Annotated in this window: 15 protein-coding genes and 2 pseudogenes; 8 read left to right on the forward strand and 9 right to left on the reverse strand. The window is 53.0% G+C overall.

The window, feature by feature from the left end; translation table 11 throughout:
- Positions 1-111: 111 nt before the first annotated feature.
- From GKG34_RS13690 to GKG34_RS13715, 8 genes and pseudogenes are all read left to right on the forward strand, one after another.
- On the forward strand, positions 112-1,047 hold the full coding sequence (locus GKG34_RS13690) for a hypothetical protein (protein ID WP_154256549.1): 936 nt from the start codon (positions 112-114) through the stop codon (positions 1,045-1,047).
- Between the two features lie 61 nt (positions 1,048-1,108).
- Entirely contained in the window at positions 1,109-1,438 is a 330-nt protein-coding gene (locus GKG34_RS13695) for a hypothetical protein (protein ID WP_112121586.1), read from the forward strand.
- 82 nt (positions 1,439-1,520) lie between these two features.
- The gene (locus GKG34_RS15710) at positions 1,521-1,682 is read left to right on the forward strand and encodes a hypothetical protein (protein WP_170126684.1); all 162 of its coding nucleotides are present in this window, start codon (positions 1,521-1,523) and stop codon (positions 1,680-1,682) included.
- An 853-nt stretch (positions 1,683-2,535) separates the two neighbouring features.
- Positions 2,536-2,892: a TnpV protein gene (locus GKG34_RS15960; protein WP_242700930.1), complete on the forward strand. Its 357-nt coding sequence runs from the start codon at positions 2,536-2,538 to the stop codon at positions 2,890-2,892.
- Positions 2,893-3,932: 1,040 nt separating this feature from the next.
- Positions 3,933-8,792: pseudogene (locus GKG34_RS13700) on the forward strand (SNF2-related protein); the annotation flags it as partial.
- Positions 8,789-9,121, forward strand: a complete 333-nt coding sequence (mobC, locus tag GKG34_RS13705; RefSeq protein ID WP_158388456.1) for a plasmid mobilization relaxosome protein MobC — start codon at positions 8,789-8,791, stop codon at positions 9,119-9,121. The pseudogene GKG34_RS13700 and the gene mobC, both read left to right, overlap by 4 nt.
- Positions 9,122-9,231: 110 nt before the next feature.
- Complete coding sequence (locus GKG34_RS13710) at positions 9,232-9,510, forward strand: hypothetical protein (protein ID WP_120021073.1); 279 nt, start codon at positions 9,232-9,234, stop codon at positions 9,508-9,510.
- Positions 9,511-9,564: 54 nt separating this feature from the next.
- On the forward strand, positions 9,565-10,947 hold the full coding sequence (locus GKG34_RS13715; RefSeq protein WP_154256552.1) for a relaxase/mobilization nuclease domain-containing protein: 1,383 nt from the start codon (positions 9,565-9,567) through the stop codon (positions 10,945-10,947).
- A 66-nt stretch (positions 10,948-11,013) separates the two neighbouring features.
- Here the strand turns inward: GKG34_RS13715 and GKG34_RS13720 are convergent, their stop codons facing one another.
- The 9 genes and pseudogenes from GKG34_RS13720 to GKG34_RS13760 all read right to left on the reverse strand — a co-directional run bounded on the left by GKG34_RS13720 (position 11,014) and on the right by GKG34_RS13760 (position 24,364).
- Positions 11,014-12,900, reverse strand: coding sequence for a hypothetical protein (locus GKG34_RS13720; protein WP_206671449.1), 1,887 nt, complete (start codon positions 12,898-12,900; stop codon positions 11,014-11,016).
- Between the two features lie 688 nt (positions 12,901-13,588).
- Positions 13,589-13,804, reverse strand: a pseudogene (locus GKG34_RS13725) (spondin); the annotation flags it as partial.
- Between the two features lie 26 nt (positions 13,805-13,830).
- Positions 13,831-14,610 carry a hypothetical protein gene (locus GKG34_RS13730; protein WP_006059615.1) on the reverse strand — a complete coding sequence of 260 codons (780 nt, stop codon included), beginning with the start codon at positions 14,608-14,610 and terminating at the stop codon, positions 13,831-13,833.
- A gap of 27 nt (positions 14,611-14,637) precedes the next feature.
- Complete coding sequence (locus GKG34_RS13735) at positions 14,638-15,282, reverse strand: DUF3885 domain-containing protein (protein WP_008723402.1); 645 nt, start codon at positions 15,280-15,282, stop codon at positions 14,638-14,640.
- A gap of 15 nt (positions 15,283-15,297) precedes the next feature.
- Positions 15,298-15,657 carry a hypothetical protein gene (locus GKG34_RS13740; RefSeq protein ID WP_154256554.1) on the reverse strand — a complete coding sequence of 120 codons (360 nt, stop codon included), beginning with the start codon at positions 15,655-15,657 and terminating at the stop codon, positions 15,298-15,300.
- Positions 15,658-15,668: 11 nt separating this feature from the next.
- On the reverse strand, positions 15,669-16,205 hold the full coding sequence (locus GKG34_RS13745; protein ID WP_006059612.1) for a hypothetical protein: 537 nt from the start codon (positions 16,203-16,205) through the stop codon (positions 15,669-15,671).
- 26 nt (positions 16,206-16,231) lie between these two features.
- Complete coding sequence (locus tag GKG34_RS13750; RefSeq protein WP_006059611.1) at positions 16,232-16,783, reverse strand: DUF4304 domain-containing protein; 552 nt, start codon at positions 16,781-16,783, stop codon at positions 16,232-16,234.
- Between the two features lie 9 nt (positions 16,784-16,792).
- Positions 16,793-17,656, reverse strand: coding sequence for a CbrC family protein (locus GKG34_RS13755; protein WP_154256556.1), 864 nt, complete (start codon positions 17,654-17,656; stop codon positions 16,793-16,795).
- 15 nt (positions 17,657-17,671) lie between these two features.
- A complete protein-coding gene (locus GKG34_RS13760; RefSeq protein WP_154256558.1) occupies positions 17,672-24,364 on the reverse strand; it encodes a DUF2185 domain-containing protein in 6,693 nt (2,230 codons plus the stop codon).
- Positions 24,365-24,367: the final 3 nt, after the last annotated feature.

The following is a 24,367-nucleotide window of genomic DNA, read 5'->3' on the forward strand; positions in this document are numbered from 1 at the left end:
TATGAAGATACGGACAGCTACGTTATCACCAAAACATTTGTAAATAATCGGCAGCATTTTTTGAACCAGCTTCTGAATGAAGAAACGTAATGCCTGGAAAGGACATTCCATATGAGTGATTCTACATTGAAAGAACTTTGGCAGCAGGTCGCAGAAAAGAAGAACTGTGAAGCAAAGCAGAAAGAACTGACCGCCCAGAGAGATACGCTTGCTGATCGTCTGAAAAAGCTGGAAAAATCCAAGCTGGCGGAACAGGCTGACGTGGACCGTCTGGAGGGACACAGCCTTGCCACATTTTTCTATCAGGTCATCGGAAAGATGGATGAGAAGCTGGACAAGGAACGGCAAGAAGCCTATGCAGCCCGTGTCAAGTACGATGTGGCTCTCCATGACCTTTCTTCCGTTGATGCCGACTTGGAGCCGATTCAAAATAGATTGGCACGGCTGTCCGATTGCGAAAGGCAGTATCAAGCTGCTCTTTCCGAAAAAATCAAAAGCATCAAAGCATCTGCCCACCCTGCCGCACAGCTGGTTGCGGAAAGTGAAAGCCGTATTGCCGCACTGAAAGTCCAAAAACGGGAGCTGCTGGAGGCCATCAACGCAGGAAAGACCGCCCTGCATACGGTCAATGAAGTTCTGGAAACCCTCGACAATGCCGAGGGCTGGAGTACATGGGACGTAATGGGCGGCGGTTTGATGGCTGATCTTGCCAAGTATGAGGAACTGGACGATGCGCAGGAACAAATCGAACAGCTTCAAGTGGAACTGCGGCGGTTCAAAACTGAACTTTCCGATGTTGAAATCGCCGCCGACCTTCAGGTTACGGTGGACAGCTTTCTAAAATTTGCGGATTTCTTCTTTGACGGGCTCTTTGCAGACTGGGCAGTTCTGGATCACATCAATCAGGCACAGAGCAGAGTAGAGAATACCAAAGGTCAAATCAAGCGAGTCCTTGCACTTCTGAAAAAGATGCGCGAAGATGTTGATGTCCAAATCGCTGACGAAAAAGAGAAGCAGGAGCAGCTTGCGGTGGAAACTGAGCTGTAAGTTTGAAGAGTCCGCTTATGTGATATGATTCGATAAAACCGAATTTACAGGAGGTGTTTCGATGAAAACAAGAAAGTTTGCCTTATGTCTGGCAGCGGTTTTTCTGGTAATGATTTATATCAATATTCAAAGAAACCATACTTTCACCCTTTCAGATGATGAAGGCACTATAAAGACAGAACAAATACAGCCACTTTGGGGAACTGTAAAAGTAAGCGGCGATTGTGATACTGATGTGGTCTTTACCGATGTTGAGACTGGAGAAAAATACAAAATCGGATATATTACACAGGGTGTAACAGAAAGAATCAAACTTGAACGAGGCAAATGGTATAAGGTGGTAGGCAGAGGCAACCTTACACTGAATCCGGTAAACATTCGAGTCGAATAAATGTAAGTTCCTTGCGGGCAGCTATGAAAGCTGAAGCTGAGAAGAGAGTTTTGAATATTCACATAGGAAGGAGTACAGTTCTATGAATTACGGATGGGCAACTGTTTTCACTTTAGCGGCATGGTTTGCAGGGCTTGTGATTGATGTAAATGTGCGGGTCGGCGACCTCGGTTTACGAACCGTGCTTCCCGTCATCGTGATGGGGTGCTGCGTTATGAAGTACATAAAGGGCAATAGCAAATAATCTTATCTCGATACACTTTCCAGCGGGCGGCCACAAAACGGTTGCCCGCTCTTTTTATGCTCAAAAAACGAAGGGAGGAACACTATGCCACGCAAAACCGAAGAATATCTCGCCCTTGCCCAGCGCACGGCGAATGGTCTGACCCGGTACTGGGAAAGCTGGACGGACTATCTGACCACCGCTTCCCGGCTGTACAAGTACAGTTTTGCGGACCAATTGATGATCTACGCCCAGCGCCCGGATGCCACCGCCTGCGCCGACTTTGACATCTGGAACAACCGGATGAACCGTTATGTGCGCCGGGGTGCCAAGGGTATCGCCCTGCTGGACGAATCCAGCGGATTCCCCCGGCTGCACTACGTCTTTGACGTAAGCGACACCGGGGTGCGCCGCAATTCCCGTGACCCGGAGGTGTGGCAGCTCGGTCCCGATTTGGTGCAGCCGGTTTCGGAAATGTTGAGCAAGACCTACGGCATCAGCGGAGAGCGTGTCAGCCAGCAGCTTGCGGATGTTGCGGGGAAACTGGTGGCGGATTACTGGGACAACAACGGCGGGGACATTCGTGCCATCGTTGACGGTTCGCTCTTGATGGATTATGATGAAGCCGGGGTGGAGATGCAGTTCAAGTCTGCCGCCGCCATCAGCGTCACCTACACGCTGCTGGAACGCTGCGGCATTGAGCCTGCCGGGTGGTTCGACAAGGACGATTTTCAGGCAGTCTACAATTTTTCCACCCCGGATAGTGTCTACGCCCTCGGCGCAGCCGTCAGCGACATGAGCCGGGAGGTCTTACGCCAAATTGAGCGCACCGTAAAAACCACCATTCGCCGCCGCAATGCAGAAAGGAGCCAATATGAATTTGAGCAGCAGGAACGTGACCTACTCGACCGTCGGGGACTACCAGCTCCCGAACCTGACCCTGAACCAGCCCCGGAAGCCACTGGGCAAATACGGCAGGCTGCGCCGGACGTACCTGAAAGACCATCGCCCAGTGCTGTACAACACGATGCTCCTGAACGGGAGCCTGTACCCGCACCTGATGGAGGTGGAACAGACGGCAGAGAGCCAGATGCAGCAGACCATGGAGCAGCTTCTGAAACAGACCTCGGCCCCGGACAAGGAGAACCGGCAAATGGAATGGGTGCAGCACATGAACAGCCTGAAAGCGCAGGCCGAGGAACTGGTGCTGACGGAGCTGATCTACAGCTAAGTTTTCTGGATGCGAACATCCCTACGGAAGCCCAGCAAATCGAGAAGATCGACCAAGCGGAGAGCGAAAAAACGCCCTCCGCTTTTGTTTTGTCGCAGGCTGAAATTGAGAACGAGCTGCGGCGGCATGGTTCAGGGTTTGCAGGCGGCAAGCAACGCATTATGGCACTGTACCAGACCCAGCCTGACCGAAAACTCCGTGCCAAGGCGTTGGCAAAGGAGTACGGCATCGGTGGGCACTCCCACGATTTTCTGGACGGAAGCCGGGGTTTTGTGAATCACGACTGGAAGGGACTGGAATTTGACCATTACCCCGACCACCAGAAAATCACCCTGAAATGGGCGCAGGTGGAAAAGTATATCGACCTTATGATTCAGTCCGACCGCTATCTGACAGATGAGGAAAAGGAACAGCGTGCTACCAGACAGGAAGCATCCAACTACAATGTCGGGGATGAAGTTGTGGTAGACCTGCCCACCAGAACGATTGAAGGTACCATCGGCTATGTTGGCGAAACCGATGTGCGCATCGACACCAGTGCGCACGGGCAGTCTTGGGACAATGAGGTTATTAACAAGCAGCAGTTTGAGCAGGGGCTGCGACAGAGTGCGACTGCTCAGCGTGTGGATAAAATGCTGGCGCAGGCAGAAGCCATCGCCAAGGAATCCGAAGTGCCTGAATACGAACGTTTCTCTGTCCGAAAAGTCGTTGACGGTAAAATGCCGCTTTTTGCTATCTGGGATGATCTTTATGATGACTACTATGAAACCAATCACGCCGTTCCACAGTTTTCTGACGAGAAGCAGGCAGAATCTTATCTGGAAAATCTGAAAAAAGAAGTTGCAGACAGAGAAGCCGCCGAGTGGCTCAAAGTCGAACACGCAAAATTTTTAGCAGACAAGGACGAGCCGGAGCCGTCTGACGAAGAACTGGATGAACTGCCGATCTCAACGGTCATTGACGGCGAAGTGCAGACTTTCCCGGATGCCGCAGCTTTGGATAAAGCCGTCAACGCAGAACCTGAGTCTGAACCTGTCGGGAATTTCCACATCACAGATGAACATCTGGGCGAGGGCGGCGCAAAACAGAAATATGCCCGGAACATTGAAGCCATCTGCACCCTGTTCAAGCTGGAACAGGAGCACCGTGGTGCCACCGCCGAGGAGCAGCAGGTGCTTTCCCAGTATGTGGGCTGGGGCGGTCTGTCAGATGCCTTTGACCCCGGCAAAGATAGTTGGGCGAAAGAGTATGCGGAGTTGAAAGGGTTGCTCTCCGAGGATGAGTACGCTGCCGCCCGCAGCTCCGTGCTGAATGCCCACTACACCAGCCCCACCGTTATCCGTGGTATCTACGATGCCGTGGAGCGCATGGGTTTCCGCAGCGGCAACATCTTGGAGCCGTCCATGGGCGTGGGCAACTTCTTCGGAATGCTGCCGGACACCATGGCAGATAGCCGCTTGTACGGCGTGGAGCTGGACAGCATTACCGGGCGCATTGCCAAGATGCTGTATCCGCAGGCTGACATTACCGTGGCTGGCTTTGAGACCACCGACCGCCGTGATTTCTATGATCTGGCGGTGGGCAATGTGCCTTTCGGTCAGTATAAGGTCAACGATAAGGCGTACAACAAGCTGGGATTCTCCATCCACAATTATTTCTTTGCGAAAGCCATCGACCAAGTGCGTCCGGGCGGCGTGGTGGCGTTCGTCACCAGCCGCTACACCATGGACAGCAAGGACAGCACCGCCCGCAAGCACATGGCAGAGCGTGCCGATCTGCTGGGTGCAATCCGTCTGCCAAATAATGCGTTCCGTGCCAACGCAGGCACAGATGTTGTCAGTGACATTATCTTTTTGCAGAAGCGTGACCGTCCTGCGGATATTGAGCCGGACTGGGTGCAGCTTGGCAAGACCGAGGACGGCTTTGCCATCAACCAGTATTTCGTAGACCACCCGGAGATGGTGCTGGGTGAATTGACCGCCGAAAGCACCCAGTACGGACGGGAGGAACTGACCGTTGTGCCCATTGAGGGCGCAGTGCTGGCCGACCAGCTTGCCGAAGCGGTACAGCATATTGAGGGCCAGTATGTTGAAGTCGAGGTGGAAACACCAGATGTTGCGGATGCAGAAGTCGAGCGCAAGACGCTCCCCGCTGACCCGGATGTAAAGAATTTCTCCTATGCCGTGGTGGACGGTGAGGTGTACTACCGAGAAAATTCGATTATGACGCAGGTGGAGTTGTCCGATAATGCCAAAGCCCGTGTCACCGGCATGGTGGAACTGCGGCAGATCGTCAACCAGCTGATTCAGGAGCAGCTGGACGATTACCCGGATGAGGACATTAAGGCAACCCAAGCAAAGCTGAACACAGCTTATGACGTTTTTACCGCAAAATACGGTCTGCTCAACGACCGCAAAAATGGGCGTTTGTTTGAGGATGATTCTTCCTACTATCTGCTCTGCTCTTTGGAAAATCTCGATGAGAATAAACAGCTCAAAAGCAAGGCGGATATGTTCACCAAGCGAACGATTCGCCCGGAGCGCACCGTCACCAGCGTGGACACCCCCAGCGAAGCACTGGCAGTGTCCATTGGAGAACATGGCCGTGTTGATCTGCCCTATATGGCGGAACTTCTCGGCTCTCCCGGCGATTATGAGCGTATTACCACAGAGCTGCAAGGCGTGATTTTCAAAGACCCTTCTGCGGATGCAGATGATCCGGAAGCAGGCTGGCAGACTGCGGACGAGTATCTTTCCGGCAATGTGCGGAATAAACTGCGCATGGCTCAGCTTGCCGCTGAAAGCCACCCGGAGTTCAAGATCAATGTGGAGGCTTTGACCAAAGCGCAGCCGAAGGACCTTGAAGCATCAGAAATCGACATCCGACTGGGTGCCACATGGCTGAATCCCGCCATTGTGCAGCAGTTTATGATGGAGACTTTTCAGCCGCCCTACCGCATCCGCTATAACAACCTGATCCAAGTCCGCTACTCTCCATTTACGTCCGAATGGCGCATCGGCAACAAATCTGCCGCCGGAATGTATGATATCATGTCCACCGAAACCTACGGCACCCATCGGGCCAACGCCTACAAGATTTTGGAGGACACCTTGAATTTGCGGGACTGCCGCATTTATGATACCATTGAGGAGGATGGTAAAGAGCGGCGTGTCCTGAACCAGAAGGAGACGATGCTTGCCCAGCAGAAGCAGCAGGCCATCAAGGATACCTTTGCAGGCTGGGTTTGGCAAGACCCGCAGCGGCGGAATCTGCTGGTGAAGCAGTATAACGAGTTGTTCAATAGTACCCGGCCCCGCGAGTATGACGGAAGCCATATCCATTTTGTCGGTATGAACCCGGAGATCAATCTGCAGGAACATCAGCGCAATGCAGTTGCTCATGTGCTTTATGGTGGGAACACCCTGCTCGCCCACGAGGTGGGTGCCGGCAAAAGTTTTGAGATGGCAGCTTCGGCAATGGAATCCAAGCGTTTGGGCCTGTGTCAGAAAAGCCTGTTCGTGGTGCCCAACCATCTGACCGAGCAGTGGGCCAGCGAGTTCCTGCGGCTATACCCCAATGCAAAGCTGCTCGTTACCAGCAAGAAAGACTTTGAACCCGCCAATCGAAAGCGTTTTTGCGCCCGCATCGCAACCGGCGACTACGATGCCGTCATTATCGGCCACTCGCAGTTTGAGAAAATCCCTCTTTCTGCGGAACGGCAGGCACGGATTATCGAAGATCAGATCGAGGAAATCGAAAATGCCATTGCAGAGGCCAAGGAACAGTCCGGTGAGCATTTTACCGTGAAACAGATGGAAAAGACACGGAAAACACTGGAGGTGAAACTGAAAAAGCTACAGTCCACCGACCGCAAGGATGATGTGGTCACATTTGAACAATTAGGCGTAGATAGGTTATTTGTGGACGAGAGCCAGAACTACAAGAACCTATATCTTTACACCAAGATGCGCAATGTTGCTGGCCTTTCTACCTCCGAAGCACAGAAGTCCAGCGATATGTTCGGCAAGTGTCGTTATCTGGATGAAGTGACTGGCGGGCGCGGCGTGATTTTCGCAACGGGAACGCCCATCAGCAACTCCATGACGGAAATGTACACCCTGATGCGCTATTTGCAGTACAGCACTCTCCAGCAGAAACAACTGACCCACTTTGATGCATGGGCTTCTACGTTTGGCGAGACCACCACGGCCATTGAGCTTGCGCCGGAAGGAACCGGCTACCGTGCGCGCACACGTTTTGCCAAGTTCTTTAACCTGCCGGAGCTGATGAATATGTTCAAGGAGGCAGCGGACATCAAGACTTCCGACCAGTTGCATCTGCCTGTTCCGGAAGCCAAGTTTGAAACTGTCGTGGTCAAACCATCGGAGATCCAGCAGGACATGGTGAAATCCCTGAGCGAACGTGCTGCTGAGGTGCATAGCGGTGCGGTTGACCCCTCGGTGGACAATATGCTGAAGATCACCTCGGACGGACGTAAAATCGGCCTTGACCAGCGGCTGATGAATCCGCTCACCCCGGATGACCCGGACAGCAAGCTGAATGCCTGCGTCGACAATGTTCTGCGTATCTGGAACGAAACCAAAGAGGATAATCTGACGCAGCTGATTTTCTGCGATATGTCCACGCCCAAGGGAGACGGCTCGTTCAATGTCTACGATGATATTCGCACAAAGCTGCTTGCCGCCGGGGTGCTGGAATCGGAGGTCGAGTTCATCCACAACGCTGATACTGAAGGTAAGAAAGCGGATTTGTTCTCCAAAGTCCGCAGCGGCAAGGTGCGTGTCCTGCTGGGCAGCACTGCAAAGATGGGCGCAGGCACCAATGTCCAGACCCTGCTGGTGGCTGTGCATCATCTGGATGTAGGCTGGCGACCGTCCGATATGACCCAACGCAACGGCCGAATCATCCGTCAGGGCAACAAAAACAAACAAGTTTACGTCTATAATTACGTCACGGAGGGGACATTCGACGCCTACCTCTGGCAAACGCTGGAAAACAAGCAGAAGTTTATTTCGCAGATCATGACGAGCAAATCTCCGATGCGCTCCTGTGATGATGTGGATGAGCAGGCTCTTTCGTATGCCGAGGTCAAGGCCTTATGCGCAGGCGACCCGCGCATCCGGGAAAAGATGGATCTGGATGTGCAGGTAGCAAAGCTCAAGGTGCTGCGCTCGGATTACCAGAACCAGAAATATCGTCTGGAAGATAAGCTGCTCAAGCATTACCCGGAGGAAATTCAGAAAGCGAAGAACCGTATTGCGGCTCTGAAAAACGATGCCCAAATCGCAGACGCACACCCGCAGGATAAGGAGAACTTCTGCGGCATGACGATCAAGGGCATGGTGTTCGATGAGAAAAAAGCAGCTGGTGAGCGGCTGATGCTCGCCTGCAAGGAGATGCCGAATGCGGATATGATGCTGCTGGGCACCTATCGCGGCTTTGAGCTGAACATTCGCTTTGACAGTTTCAAGAATGAGCATCAAATCGTTCTCCGCGGCGAGCTGAGTTATCCGGTACCGCTGGGCGATGACCCTCGCGGCAACATCGTCCGTCTGGACAATGCCATCGGCAATTTTGCCGACCGCATTGCCGATGCTGATGCCGCACTGGATTCTCTGGAACAGCAGAAGCAGGCCGCAGAGGTTGAAATCGCCAAGCCGTTTGCGCAGGAGGAAGAACTGCAAACCAAATCTGCCCGCCTTGCAGAATTGGATGCGCTGTTGAACATGGAGCATCAGTCCAGCCGGACAGAACCCGAAGCGGAAGAAAAGCCGGATGCCCGCCCCTCTGTGCTGGCAGCTCTGGAAGAAAAGGCTGATAAAGTGGAGCCTGTCCGACCATTCAAATCTTACTTGGATAAGGATGGTGATGCCCGGTGACGGAGCACCGTGACCAGCAGATCCATTTTCGTGTCAGCAAAGTCGAACTGGAACGCATTCGTCAGAAGATGGAAAGTTGCGGTATTTTGAGCATTGGCTCTTATCTGCGAAAAATGGCTCTGGATGGTTACTGCCTGAATCTTGATTTACCACAGCTGCGTCGGATGGCGTACCTTCTTCAGAATTGCAGCAACAACCTGAATCAGGTGGCGAAACGGGCCAATGAAAGCGGGCAGCTCTATGCCGCCGATTTAGAGGACTTGCGTAGTCGGTTGGATGAGCTGATAGCTATCGGCAAGCAACTTCTCGCCAAACTTTCGGAACTCTAAAAAAATCCCGCAGCAGGAGGACTGCGGGCTTACATAACGGTTGACATCCTTGCAAGGCAGTAGCCGATACCTTTATAATTGGGGCGGAAAAAGGAAGGATGGTGTTCGATATGAGGTTTCTGTTCAAAATGGTGCTTGCCCCGGTCTCTCTGTTTGTGGCTTTTCTGGCTCTGATGGCAAAGTGGCTGCTCACTCTGTCCAGCTATGTTGTCGCGCCGTTGATGCTGTATATCTTTGGCTGCGGCATCTACACCGTCTACCGCCAGACTTGGGATCAGTTTTTGATTCTGCTGGTTGCTGAATTTCTCTGCTTTGTTCTTTTTGTCAGCGCAACTGCGATGGTGGCGGGCGTTGAACGATTCAGCGGTTGGCTCCGGGACGTGATTTGATTTTGAATCTTTTGCCGCCTTCGGGCGGCTTTTTCATTTAGGGGGTGATTTGCTCTGGCTGCTACTCGTCTGATTGCACTGCATCAGCACAAAGGAAAATCTATCGCCGCCTGCCTGAAAGACCGCACTGATTATGCGCAGAATCCCGACAAGACTGAAAGGGGCGAACTTGTCAGCAGCTATCAATGCAGCCCGCTTACCGTGGATGAGGAGTTCATGCTCACAAAAAAGCTATACGAGCAAGCCACCGGGCGCAGCCAGAAAAGCAATGTCATCGCCTATCAGATACGGCAATCCTTCCGACCCGGCGAAATCACAGCAGAGGAAGCAAATCAAGTTGGCTACGAATTGGCCTCCCGCTTTCTGAAAGGCAAACACGCTTTTATCGTTGCCACTCATACCGACCGGGAGCATATCCACAATCACATTATCTTTAATTCGACCGCTTTGGATGGTACCCGGAAATTTCGGGATTTTTTCTTTTCCGGGCTGGCAGTGCAGCGGTTAAGCGACCTGATTTGTCTGGAGCATCAGCTTTCCGTAATTGAAAAGAAGCCTTATCGGGAGCGGCAGAAGCGTATCACTTACCCGCCAAGGGAAAGCAACCGCGACCGACTGTGCGGTGTCATCGACGAAATTTTGCAGCAGAAGCCCACCGACTACGAAGATTTTCTGCAAAAGCTGGAACAGCAGGGCTATGAAATCAAACGCGGCAAATACACTTCCGTTAAAGGCGCACGGCAGAAACGCTTTATCCGGTTAAAGACACTGGGTGCCGGGTACAGCGAGGATGAAATCAAAGCAGTCATTGCCGGAAAAGCCGAACACCGCCCACATCAGAAGCAACCTCCCAAAGAGCAGCCGTTCCAGTTGCTGGTTGACATTCAAGCAAAACTTGCCGAGGGCAAAGGTGGCGGCTACGAACGCTGGGCGAAAAAGCACAATCTGAAGGAAATGTCCAAGACGTTGCTTTTTTTGCAGGAACAGAAAATCAGCAGTGCGGATGAGCTGAAGGAACTTGCAGATGCTGCACTTTCACACTATCACGAACTGGGCGATTCTATCAAGGCCGCAGAGCAACGTATGACCGAGATTGCAGTCCTCCGTGCGCACATCGTCAACTACGCCAAGACCCGGCCAGTGTACGATGCCTACCGCAAATCCGGGTATAGTTCCAAATTTCTGGAAGCACACCGGGAGGAAATCACGCTGCATAAGACGGCGAAAGCCGCTTTCAATGAATCCGGCCTGAAAAAGCTGCCCAAAGTGAAAGACCTGAATGCAGAGTATTCTGCGTTGCTCACCATGAAAAAAGCACTCTACCCGGAGTACCGAAAGGCACGGGATGAGATGCAGGAAATCGTAAAAGCACAGAAAAATGTGGAACTGTTCTTTGCGGAGGAAAAGGACTCCAAGCAAGTCGAGCAGATCCGATAAAACAATACGGCCCTGAGAACTTTGCCGCTTATCCGGCAGGGTTCTCAGGGCTTTTTTGCTTATTACTCAGTCTGTACTCAGAGCAGCGGTGATTTCAATTTGTTTAGCAATCATGCTTTCCAGTTCCTGCGTGATCGTTGCACAATTTGCAACACGATAATTCCAGAAGTAAGAAACGCCTTCACACTCCTCAACGGACAAATCACTGTTGACCAAAAGCAGTCGGTCGGAGGTTACTTTCAGCTTTTCGCATAGAGAAGCGTATTTTCCATAATCAATACTTCGGCTGGACGATTTGGCTTCCACCCAGAAGAATTTTCCGTTGATGGAGAATACGACATCCAGTTCATGCGTGCTCCCTGCGGATGCCGCTTCTGAAAGAATCACATTGGAGCAAACCGAAACTTCTGCACCCTGCTCCTCCTGATAGCGATTCAAAATCTGCTGAACCTGATGCTCCACAAAAAGTTCCAGCCACTTCCCGCTCAGGAAATGCCGGACAGTCTCATTTTGCGCAAGCTCATAGACGATATTCTGCGGATAGATCACAATGGATGCAAAAAGTCCCATTTTATCCCACGTCTGAGCGATTTCCGAAAGTGTGGCAAACGAATTCTTGGAAGTACCCTTTGGGATACGAAACGAAAAAGAGCCGTCACTCTGCATATGTGTCCGAATAAACTGCAAGAAATCCACCACTACCGGGTCGCAAAGAGCTTCGCCTGTTTTCCATGCCATCCGCTGAACGGCAATCGGCGGAAGTTTTTTCGGTACGACCTGCTGAACGATTCTATACCCACAGCGTTCCAGATGCTCCAATGCGGTCAAAGGCTTCGGAGGGATTTTTTCTTTAACTTCGGACTTTTCTGCACCGGATGTATTCTCAGTCAGATAGTTAAACTTCCATCCGTATTCCCAAGCAGGCGAACGGGTCAACACACCAACTGCATGAAATCCGCTGTCCGGTTCCTCCATCGGAAATGTGATTTTGTTCTTTTGGATATTGATTTGGAGCGTTTTATTTTTCAGCGCTATCTGATAAGCGTCAAGAAGGAATTCCTTTCCCTTATATGTCAGCTCACTGGAACTATTTGCAGAAAGGCCAGCATTTTTTGCCAAAGAGAGAAGCAGACAGGTCGCTTTGGGCAGCTCAAGGATATGCTCCATCTGCGCAGCGTCCGGAATCACTTCCGCATTTGCGTTATCGGGCTGCGGCAATTCGTCTGCCGGAGTCTCCTTTGCTGGTGCAGAAACTTCGGGTGTCATTTTTGAAGCAGCCTCAGATTTTCCAGACTTGGGCAAAGGTTTCGGCTCCGTATAGACCTCAGCAATAAATAATTCATAGGAATCGATGCACGAAAGTTTTCCTGCCGCTGCAAGTCCCACATAAATCGCAGCCGCCCGTGAGGAATCGCCATAATACTTTTTAGAATCCGCTGCGGCAGCAATATCAGAAAAAGCATTATATCTGCTCAGCGGCTCCGCCTTTTCCGGGAACTGCTTCAACGCACGGCAGTAGAGCCACTCAAAGAACGAATCCATGTACGGCTCTGTCGGATACTCGTTTCCTTCCAGAGAGTAACGTAGCAGCTCTCCACTGGTTCGCAGCCGAGTGTCCTTATGGACTTTGGGTGGCTCACAGGTCAGAAGGTCAGCGAATGGCCCACCATGTTCAAACACTTTGGTGGCTTCAAAAACCGTGCTGATGGGTACATCCTGCGCAACAGAATCCAGATGCAGCAAAAGCCGCAGAGAAGAAACAGCTTCACCCTCCGGCTGAACGGATGCAGAGCTGACTTCCAGAATCGAAACATCAGGGTCTGTTGTATGGACGGCATCATGGACGGCACGGATATTCTGCCGCTTGCTGCCTTTTATCCATGTGAATGTCACCGGCTGTTCTCTGCAATAGGGATAGCCGGATATGGGAAAACAAATGGTTCGTGTTGCCATGAACACCTCCAACTTTTTAGGACAAACAAGTTTATGTAAATCAAGTATAGCACAATCCCGGATGTGCTGCATAGCACTATTTTCTGCTTCCGGGAATCCATCTGTGCAAAAAGTGCCGATACCACAGGCATCGGCACTCAGATTAAAAAGCATTTTTCAAAAATGTGCAGCCTGCATCCACTGGATGCAGAACACAAGGGGTTTGGGCACAGCCCAACAAGCATTTTGAATTTGATTTTTAGAAATCGGATTCAAAAATTGCAAGTTGGTACCAGCTTGCACTGCTTGCCACAACAATGCGTCCTTTTTGTCCGCAATTTGTAATTTTCAGATTGGAGAAAAACGCCATGGCAAAGACGAAGGCTGAAGAAAAAGCTCTCAACCTTGATTAGATTTTGTTTAACTGCCGGGATTATCTGCGCGCTGCGCGCAACTCCGGCTCGTTCTTTGAAAAGCGTGATATCCCCCGCAGTACAGCCCCGAAGTTCTCAAAAAGGTCATGGAACAGGTAGAGAACTTTGAGGAGAACAATTAAGCATTTTCTCGTTTTAACGTGGGATTAGATTGCTGTAGACCTTAATACAAAAAGATAGATAATGAAAATCTGGTGTCTGCTGGTACCAAAAAGCAGTTTGGCATCCTGAAAGACCTGATGAACCGCTCCGACGTGGATATCATCGTCAATGCCTGTGAAGCCCACCTCCACATTCCCATGGCCGATTTCGTAGTCTATGTAGTTGTAGCGGCTCCGGTCAAACCAGATCTGATAGGTCAGCCCGTTTTTCATTTTCTTTTTGAAGTCGCCCTTTTTCAGACGCTTCCAGCCCTTTTCCTCCAGGCCCAGGCCGTTCCACAGGTAGTCCAGAAGTTCCTGAATTATATCTGCCGGCCGTTTTTGTTCCACGGTCTCCACCCCCTGACGAATTCTCTTTAATAGTCAAGCAGGATAGGCACCTGCTGCTCCTCGGCAAACCGCATGGCCCGCCAGAACACGGAGAAGGCAAACTTGGCCAAGGATTGGGTGTCATACTGGGTGTGTTCCGGGATGTCTGCCTTGCTGTACTGTCCATCTGAGTCTACGGTTCCGTCTACCGGGTATCCCTCCGTGTCTGCCCAACCAAGGATAGTGTCCTCATCGGCCTGCCATGCCAGCTGGTTCAGCTTTTCCAGCTCCTTCCGCAGTCCGCCCAAGGTGGCGATCATCGTCTGATCATCGGTGGGCAGAGGGCCTTGGAATAGAAAGCTGTCGGTGAGGGGAAGCCACCAAGTCGCGCCCCGAAGCAGGGACCACACCCGCTCCTCGTCCGATGCAAGGCGGGCAATCAGGGGATGCTCCCCGAAGTCCCAGTCCTTCTCCACGGTGAGAGGCACCGGTTCCTCGTATGTATGACAGGCAGCCACCAGCAGCATAGCGCCAAAGGCATCCCAATCCGGCTTATCGGTGTAATAGGGCCGCTCGTTGTCCTCCGGCCATGGAGTGTAGTGCGGCTGGTTCGGCTGGGAAATGGCGGCTAAGATCTGATCCCGCCAGTCCTCCACTGCCGCCTGGATCTCAGCCGGGGACAGCTCCTCCTCGTTGTCGGCGGGTTCTCCATCCGGGGTGATCCGGTTAAAGGTGTATCCGTTTTCCTCCGCCCACTGCTGAACAACAGTTTTCCAGTTGTGAGAATAGTACCGGGTCAGCGGCCCGGCGTAAATATCAAGTCCCATAGCAATGTCTCCTTTTCTGTTATGCAGTCATTCTTTTGCTGGAGCGAACATCTGGTCAATCTTCTCCAGATCGTATTCCAAAATCCAGTCATGAAATTGATGATAGAGAGGCAATAGCAGCTTCTGTGAGCCGCCCAGCACATCCAGCCCACGGTCATCGTACAAATGGTAGAGGAACGGCCCCGGCCCAGCCAGATAGACGCTGGACACAAAGCCGTTCCAGCCGCCGATGTCCCCCAGAATGATTTCCCGAAGAAGCAGCTCTGGTTGAAAGCTGATCTTGCTGAGATCCCAGTAAAACTGCACTTGTGCATGGGTATCCCCATCTTCATCCTGCTCTGTGGCCGAAAGTTGTTCATCGGGAACTGGGAGGCCCACTCGCTGCCGGATAACGGTCAGCAGGGACTCGGCGGGTTCTTCATCGGGATACCCGTCGATCCGCAGAAGGTCCGGCACCGCCGGAAGTGCCCGATAGATCGCGGCGGCTCGGTCCAGCGCCCCCTGAACATAAGCGGGGTTGGTTTTCAGCTTCGCCGCACGCCTATCCAGATAGATTGGTTCCTCCCCGCCGATCTTAAAACGAATGCCCACCGGTGCATGGTAGAACAGAGGGTGTTCCAGCCCAGCCATGCCCAGATCATGTAAAATGTGTTCAAACCGCTTTGCCAGCATGGTATCCCTCCGTTCTCATGTCATTTCATACAGCAGAGCAGCATCGCCCTGCACCAGTTCCAGATGGGAGCGCAGCGTATTAAGCCCGCTTTGCACCGCCTCGGTGGGCAGATCCCAGTCCAGGGCAATTTCAGCGGCCAGCTCCGGGAGATCCTGCTCCCGCAGAGCTGCCAGCAGTTGAGACGCCAGCTCTCCCTCCAGCAGAGCGCAGTCCAGGGTGTCTTCCGTCTGGGGAGCAGGAAAACGGACATCCAGATCCAGTTCGCTCTCACACCAGTCCCAGATGGCCATATAGACCGCGCCGGAGCAGTCACCGTCGGACAACTCCTGCCGCTGGTTATTTTTTATCAGATAAAAGGACGCGATCTGTGACATGGTGGTTCCTCCTAAATGTTATTCGCTTCCATCAGCCCTTCGGCCTGCAACCGGATCACATAGAAAGCCCGCACCCAGTCCAGTTCCTGCTCCATGGAGTCCTCCAAAGCCAGCAGGCGGCGCTTGCCAAGCCTGCGATCCAGAAGGGCAAAGATACGGACAAGGGGATTCTCGCTGACAAGGCTTTTCTCGATGCTCTGGTTGTCAAAGATCCCAAACGCCTCATAGAACACCTTTTGGTCAAAGGTGCCCTGCTCCAGCGCATAGGCATGAGCCTGATTGATGGCCTCTTTTGCGGAGTCGTGATCTTTCAGCGTGGTGGAGCGCAAGTGATGAAATTTCGTCCACACATTTTCAAAATAGGTGTAGTAGTTGCTCCGCAGCACTTCCACGCCGTCCACACGAATGGCGGCCCGGCCCTCATGGTCGGCGCTTTTGCTGTAACTGGTGGCAAAATACTGGATGTGGCCCCGGAGTGCCGGGCACAGGTAGTCATTCTCCAATTTGTTCCGGATTCCACTCCAAGTCGATACTCTACTGTTTGACATAGGTGTTGTTTCCTTTCTGCTGATTCCTACTGCTTTTGGAGATACTCCCGGAAGCATTCGATGAACTCCCGATTCCGCTTAGGGACATCGAACCCCTTCCGATGGGGGAAGAACCCCTCCTGTTCCACATCGTCCAGCAGCTTGGGCAGATTGGAAAACCGGGCAAAGAATGGTAGTGCATAGTCCTGGATCTGCCCGGAAATTTCCTGGATAGAGCGTTCCCGCTCCAGCAGAGTAGATACCTCATAGCGGGGGAAGTCATCATACCGGTGGGTCAGCCGGGCGATGGAGGTACCCACGATACCATCATAGGTTTCCTCCGTCCCTTCCTGCTCACTGCGCCACTGGGCAATCACCGGGGAACTCACATCGAAGAAGGCAGTAAAAGTGGTGGAGCCAAAGCGGATGGAGGGGGAAAAGTAAAAGGAGAACACAAAGATGCCGTCTTTTTTGTAGATGTCATTTTTGCTCTTGCGGTATTTGTAGCCCAGCGGGTTCAAAGGCTCCGCGATCCGCTCACAGGTATAGACGAAGATCTCACGGGGCTTGGTTCCCTTGGGAAAATCCTTCTTCTCCATGTTGCCACCTCAATCAAAATCCATCCAGACCAAGTGTTTTCCGCAGTGAAGGCACTGGAACAGATAGCATTGCAGATGCCCGCCATTGACGGATTCCCGGATCATATCTTTCTGCGCCTCGTCCCACATGGGGTCGTCCAGCACCTCCTCCAGCACACCCAGTGCCCGCAGTTCTCTGGCTCCCACATTACCCAGGTAGGCGCAGTAGTCGCCGCAGTGGGCGCGCCAGTATTCCTGCTGCCAGCCGGAGTAGCCGGGAGTACGGTGGATCAGCTCGTCCAGCTTCTCCGGATCGTCTACGCCATCGTCCACAGAGAAATCATCTTGAAAGCTGCCGTCATATTTCCGGGCCGCAGCGCCGCTGGCGATACACTCCGGGCACAGATACGCAATATCCCCCACGGAAAAGAACGGATTGGTATAGAAAATATGGGTCATCTTGCCGCAGCAGTCGCAGACAACGCCGTCTGCGGATTCCTCAAAAGCCCCAGTTTCCAGAGGGTTTGGGTGATACCGGAAGGCGGGCAGGCCCAGCTGGGCCTGCCGTTCCTTCTCTTTCTGCTTTTCCTCCGGCGTTTTGGGCTTGGGGAGAGCATAATGATTGCCCCAGTTTTCCGCATAGTCCTTCAGCGTGCCCAGCCGCTTGAGGGTCTTTTTATCGGAACGATTTCCGATTTGGCAGAGCAGTTCGTAGGCGTCCTTCTTAAAGTCCAGCAGGTCATATACATCCACCAGCACTTCCTTGGCCTGCTGATCCTCACTCTGCTCAAGTTCTTCCTTGAAGGTATATAGAGCGCGGACACTGTCCGGACCTTCATTGGTCGCAACAAACTGTTTTTTTAGTTCGATATAGGTTTTCTGATATTCTGTCATTGGTCGCACCTCCCATCAATCCCACCAGAAATACCAGACGGTGGACTGCCACAGGACACCTGCCAAGGAGCCAATGCTTCCATCCTCATTCTGATCCAGATCTGGGCAGAAACCATATTGCTCCACAGCCACCTCCATAGCTCTTTCCTTGGAGATCGGAGTTGGAAGTTCAAACTCCAATTCATCGTGGCTCATGGCGGCAGGGATGGCACCATGTTGCTCGAACCAGTATTTCGCCACTGCCATCAGGTCCGGTGTGTCGGGACACTCATTCCAATTTCCAAAGGGCAGGTAGGCGAAGATCTCCCAGGGGTTCTTTACCGGAATTTTAGCCAGAATGAGCGGATATGTCATTCCGGTATCATCGTTCCAATAGTTTGCGAAGCGGTCATTGGGTTCTCCGCCCTCCATCTCGCCCAGGACTTCCTCCTCCCAGTTCAGATCATCGTCCTCGGCTTCTTCCTTGCGCTGGCCGGTCAATTCCTCCAAAACCGCCTTTCCGTCCTTGACGGGAGCGGAGAGCATCTTCTTCCGGTACTCCGTTACCGTTTTGAGGTCAAATTCATAGAAGTCCGCATCATGCTCCGGATCGGCGTTCATTACCAAACACTCCAACAGCGTTTCATCATCCGCCTGGATAAGTACGGGAACAAAGCCCTCCCGTACCCCCAGCCGCTGGGCGTAGCTGTATGCCGACATGATGGGGTCATCATCTGCCATGGATGGGAAATAGGTACACTCGCAGTCCAGATACTCCATGATGGCATGAGCCACTTCGGAAGGCTCCAGCGTGTCCTCGTCGAAGTCCTGTCCCTGCCAGTTTTCAAAGCGTTCCTCAATCACTTGAGCCATGGTCTGATAGTATTTCTCATCAAATGGGATGAATAAGTATGCCTCCTGTTGAAATTCATTGGAGTGGTATCGGGACGGACCAAAATATTTCAGGGCATAGTCATCAATGTCGGCAGGATAGTAGGGGCTGTCGCCCTCTCCGTAGTAATAGCCTGCAAAGGCACGGCCTTGCTGATTGAACAGCACAGAGAACAGACAGCCGTCCAGCTCATCCCGGATAAACTCCCGCAGATCCACGCTGGCAGGGTCGGCTTTGACCTGTTTGGCCACTTCGCTGTATTCTTTCAGGAAGTCCTCGCCCATCAGGTCGTGCTCCATGCACCAGCGCAAGTAGATGGCCATGTGGTTATAAGCATTGATGGGGTCAATAGGCAGTTCCTTCTCCTCAATGCTCTCAAGGTGATAGGAAGCGTCGTCCATCTCACCGTCAAAATTATCATTGGAAAGGGTGCCACGGGTGATCGCATTCTGGCGAGTGGGGTTTACAACAAAACTGATCCCCCTCATCTTGTTCAGCAGAGCGTCTACATCATGTTCCAGTTTATAGTCCAACTCGTCCTCATAAAGCGGAATGACCTGATAGAAGTTGACCTCCTCGCCGCCCGGCAGGGTGCAGACCTCGCCGCCCTCCTCTGTACTTTGGGGGCCGGTGAGAATGGCGGCACACAGCTTCGTATTTTCCGCAAAGTTCTCCTTGTTATCCATGGTATGTCCAAAGCCCAGCCAGGTATCGCTGGCAATGGGAAGGCGGGCCAAGGATTTCAGCAGGCGGATGGGCCAGTACCACTTTTCGTCTTTCATGGACTCCTGATCCAGCTTCCAGTCCGCAGGCAGGGCAATGGCCAGCTCCGCCCGCTCCAGCTTATATTCCGCCAGTTCCTCCGGCACATTCATCCGGTGAGCGCCCATGCCCATGGTGACCAGGGTGCAGTAGTCCCGATCCTCAGAGGGCGGCACCACGCAGATGTCCACATGGATGTCGGGAGAAACCAGCTCATGGAACACATTCTCGAACTTGCCGAAATACTGCTCAATGTGCCCCTCGACGGCTTCCATCTCCTCCTCGGTGTAGACTTCGGGATTACTGAATTCTTCCTCATCCTGCGTGTCATCATTGTCTGAGTGGTCGCAGCTGTCATCCTCCGGATCTCCCTTTATAGGCTCGTAACCGATCTTCAGGGTCATCTGTTCCTCTGGCAGAGAGACACCGGGGCTGCGGGTGATGGTGTGCTTATCGTCCGCAGAAAAACCGATGGTCTCGCCGTCTTGCAGCGTCACATCACACGCCAGCACATAGGAGGCAAGGCTTGCCAAAAAGTCCCGTAGTTCCTCCGGCTCAGCGTCGGTGTTCAACACCTCCATTTCCTCCTTGCCAAACACATCCATGCCGTAGGTGTAGCCGTTTAGGCCCCCCTCGCTCCGGTACAGGCCGAACCAAACCCAGTTGAAGATGGGCAGTTCGTCCTCTTTTATCATATCGGCAAGGCCCTCATAGAAACGAGGCTCAAATACCACGCCGCTGGTGTAGACACCGGTGGCGTATTTCTGCTTGCAGCACACTGCCATCGCCTTGGTGAACAGCTTACCTCGTTCCAGCAGTTTTTCCTCCTCGCCCAACACAGCCACCATGATATGGGCCTTGTGCGCCTTGGCCACTTCTACGGCCTCTGGCCACATATAGTTGTTTTCGGCGTTGATCTCTGCTTCATTGTCCGGGATGTGACCGTGGAATAGTGTCACAATCAGCATCATATTGCCGACCCGCATTACCACAGCGTCATCGCTGTTCTCAACATCTTCGTCGCCCTCATCCGGCTCCTCATCTACGATGCCCCATTCTTCCCGCAGATCTCGAATCAACTGCTCCTTGTCCCACTCTGCTTTGGAGAGGAGCACAGATCCGGCAAAGGAACCCTTATGGTCAGTTTCCTCCTCGTCAGCGTCATCCTCAAGATCCTCTACATCTTCATCCGGATCATAGAGGGATTCATGCTCCAGTCCGCGGATAAATTCCTCAAAGCTATCTGCCAGATGGGTGATTTTATAGTCATTTTCCTGATCCACATGGACTACCGCAGGCTCTCCCTGGGGACCGCAAGCCCGGTAGTCCAGGAAAATCATATCGTGTCCGGCGCTTGGACAGTCGCAGATGGCCACGCCGATGGCAGGATACTCCCACTCATCGATCATAAACTGGCTGCCCAATTCCCCGCAGAGGGAGCAGCTCTTTTCCCGCCCGATGCCGAAAATTCCGGTGATGGCCACATGGTCCTCTGCCCAACAGGTAGGCTCATCGCAGGGATAGCAGGTGTTCACCGGAATACCGCCGTTGTGCTGCTTCATCAGCCAGATGTAGGCGGCGGGCAGCTTGTAGCCCAGTTCCTCCTCCACGCTGGCAATCAGCTCATCGGAAGGCGGATCACTGACATATTCTTTCAGTGCATACCAATTATCATCCCAGAAGTTGGTGAGGTCAAAGCCCTCAAAGGGGGTATCACCGGGCACGAATTTGGCCTTCTTCTTCCGGCTGCGCTGGCGTTTCCGGATCTCCGCCTTACACTCCCGAATTACCGCCGGGGCATTTTCGTCCTCCGGGTCCAGTTCCGCCCACCGCTGAGCGTAGGGAATGGCCTTTGCCTCCTGCTCATAGAGATACTGATAGCCGTAGGCCATCCGCATATTCCACTCTGCCTTGTCCTGGCCTTCCTCCCGGACGGACTCCAGCACCTCAATGGCCCTCAGGAGGGCTTTGTCTCCCTTGGATTTCAAAGTGCCTTCGTCATGGTCCCCGATGATGGCGTAGTTCTCCAGTGCACGGGCCAGGGCGTAGGCGGTGCGGTAGTTTCGCCAATCCTCCGGGATGGCATTGAGTGCCTGGATACAGCGGGTGTACTCGTCTTCGTCGTTCCACTGCTCCAACTGAGCGAAGAATGCTTCGGCGTTCTGTTGGGTATAAGGAATATAGTCCATGCCCGTCAGCGCCTCGTCCAACTCGTCATCCTGATTCTCAGTTTCTGACCCAGCATCTTGTTGCTTTAGGGGTACAGAACCGGCTTCACGGCGGAAGGTGTGGAAGATGGCCCATGGGATGTCCGTGCCTTCAAAGAACTCTTTCGCCATGTTCAGCGCCTCTTGGATGTCCCAGGCGATGAAGTCCACATAGCCACAGTAGAGGCCGGTAGCCCCGCCGGTGAGAGTGAGCACTTCCGAACCATCCCCGCCGGTGAGCACTTCCTCCAGCTTGTCCCGGAAGTCGAAAATTTTCTGACTGCCTTCCTCCTCCCGCAGGGTATCCAGGGGATAGCAGAAGAAGCCCGCCACCGCGCCGTCGGCATGGAGATCGTCCATAAAATCATTGTCGGCATTCAGATAGCCGTTGATGAGCGGCACACAGCAGGTGGAACCGGCCATTACATCCAGCCGCCAATCGGCGTCCGGGTCCTGTTTGGGTTCCATTTTGTAACCAAGGTAGCTCTCCAGATAGGCTTCCGGGTCGGTGGAGAGCTCCAGGCCCTGCTCCCGCAGTTTGTCGGGCAGCTGGGACAGGAGGAAGGACGGCTCTGCCTTGGGTTCCTCCAGCACATCAAAGCTGTCTATGTATCTCATGTGGGGGATCTCGCCCAGCACTTGGTCGGTGAAGGTGGTGAGCATCCACCAGGCCCGGCCTTCCTCATCCCGGAGCATAGGCAGCAGCTTTTCACAGTAGGCGGAGATGGCGAAGCTGTTTTCACCCTGCTCCTCCAGCCAGATCTGCACATCATCCCCGGAGATGTCCAAGCCATTCTCAGTACGCAGACCGATGTTCTGGAGGGGCTGACGGCCCACAAGGATGTTCCAGTGCTCCAGCACCTCCTTGGGGGCGTGCTTCTGGAAGTAGACCAGCTCAAACAGCTTGACCTTGTCGCCCTCCGGGGTGAGGATCAACTCATGCTTTTCGCCATTGAAGCCCATCTCGAAGGAGATTTCGTCAAACGCCTGGTTCAAAGCCCCTTCCATTTGGGCCACGAGTTCTGCGCCGCGGGTGTGATCTTTGTCCTCATCCATCATCTGGCGCAATTCTGCTTCCATCTCGGCAAAGGTTTCCCAACAGTTCTCTGTCCGCTCCCGGAAGCACTCCCAGAACTGCGGCAGAGAAATACCCTTTTTGCACGAGTCAATTAGTTCCTCCATGTCCTGTCGGGTGTTGAGCTTAGGATCATCACCGGGATGCAGTTCCAGAGCTTTTTCAAAATGCCGCAGAGCGCGGCCCTCCTGATCCAGATAATAATAGGCATACCCCATACGGAAATTCCAGGAATAAGTATCTCCCAGTTCCTCCTCATGGGACTGCATCAGTTCCAGTGCCTGGTGAAGCAGCTTCCTTCCCTCCGGCTCGCTGGAGTCCGCCAGATTGTTGTAGGCGCGGGCCAGCTCCATATCCATTTCCGGGGTACGCTCCTCGGCAGAGATTGCCTCCAGTGCGTCAACGATTTTCTGGTGTTTGTCCTCCTCATGCCACTTCTGGCACTGCTTCAAAATATCCATATCAGGGTCCTCCTCGTCCTCATCTGGTTTCCAGTCTTTGATCTGCTGGAACACGCCATTTTCATCCCGCTCAAAGGCGCAGGGAGCGGGGGTGTTCAGCAGAGGAATGATGTCGGGATCGTCATTGCAGATCGTGTTCAGCTTGTAGATCCCGGCGTTGTTAGGGTCGTCCATGTACTCGTCGCTCTCATCACCGGCGGTAAAGCGCCAGCCGCTGTCCCAGCCGCCGTCCGGCTCCTCCCTGTAGCAGTAGCCCACCTTGCAGCCCTCCACTGTGATGCGGTTGGTGGCGATACAGCCATCGGCACCCTTCCAGTCGGGGAGCAGATCTTTTACATCTTCCGCCTTTACATGGTAGTTCCGGTTGCGGCCAGAGGCTTCGTACAGCTCCTTCCGCAGCATCTCCACCTGAGAAGCCATATCCGTGATTTCATCCTCGCCCATCATCTCGCTGATGTCGTATTCCAGCGGGGCATGGACAAAGTCCGCCAGGGCCTTGTCCATGGCGTCGTGCTCCTCTGGCGTGGCGGTGATGCGGATGCGGCGGGAGGAGGTGTTGTACTCATCCAGATCCTGGAGGTTCACACTGCCGCTGACGCTGCACTCCAGCAGGATGGCGGCCAGATCGGTGACCACATCAATGGCGAAGTGAAAGTCCATCTCCACACCATCGGAATGTGTAAACTCCAGGTACTCCACGGTCTGGTGGAAGTTCCAGTTCTGCTTGTCCAGCCCGATCTTGGCGAAAATCTCGCTGAGGGGGATCTCCTCCTTTTTCTGATCCTCTAAAAATGCCACAAGGTTCAGACTGTCATCGGAACCGCCAATAAAGTTGCCCCAGTATTTTTTGATATACATTTGTCGTGCCTCCTGTTCTGAATCCAGTCGATCAATGAGCTGATTCAAGTGTTCCAACCACGCAGGAGCGATCTCACCGCTGTCCTCGTTCTTCCAAAGATCCACAATCTCACGGATGCCGTCCTCGTCCGGCACCTCGTTTTTGATGTCGGTGAGCTGCCGCAGCAGGAAAGCAAGGGCTTCTTTGGATGCTGTGAAACCGGTGACTTTATCCCATATAGCTTCTTCATGATCGTAGTCCAGCTTGCCATTATCCTTCCATTGGAAATACAGCTCCGCCAGAGCCACCGCAGTATTGTCAAAGAGGAAGTCGATTTGTGAGAAGTCAGCTCCCAGCATGACTTCCTCTTTCATCAGTTCGATCATCTCGCCCAGATCCATTACCGGATGCTCCGGTACATATTCATTTTTGAGGATGTCCAGTACATCCAACCCTTCGTCACGCTCTAATGCTTTTATGCCCCATGCTCCCATGTC

Origin of the sequence: Faecalibacterium sp. BIOML-A4 (genome assembly GCF_009679665.1) — a bacterium.
Lineage (GTDB): Bacteria > Bacillota > Clostridia > Oscillospirales > Ruminococcaceae > Faecalibacterium > Faecalibacterium taiwanense.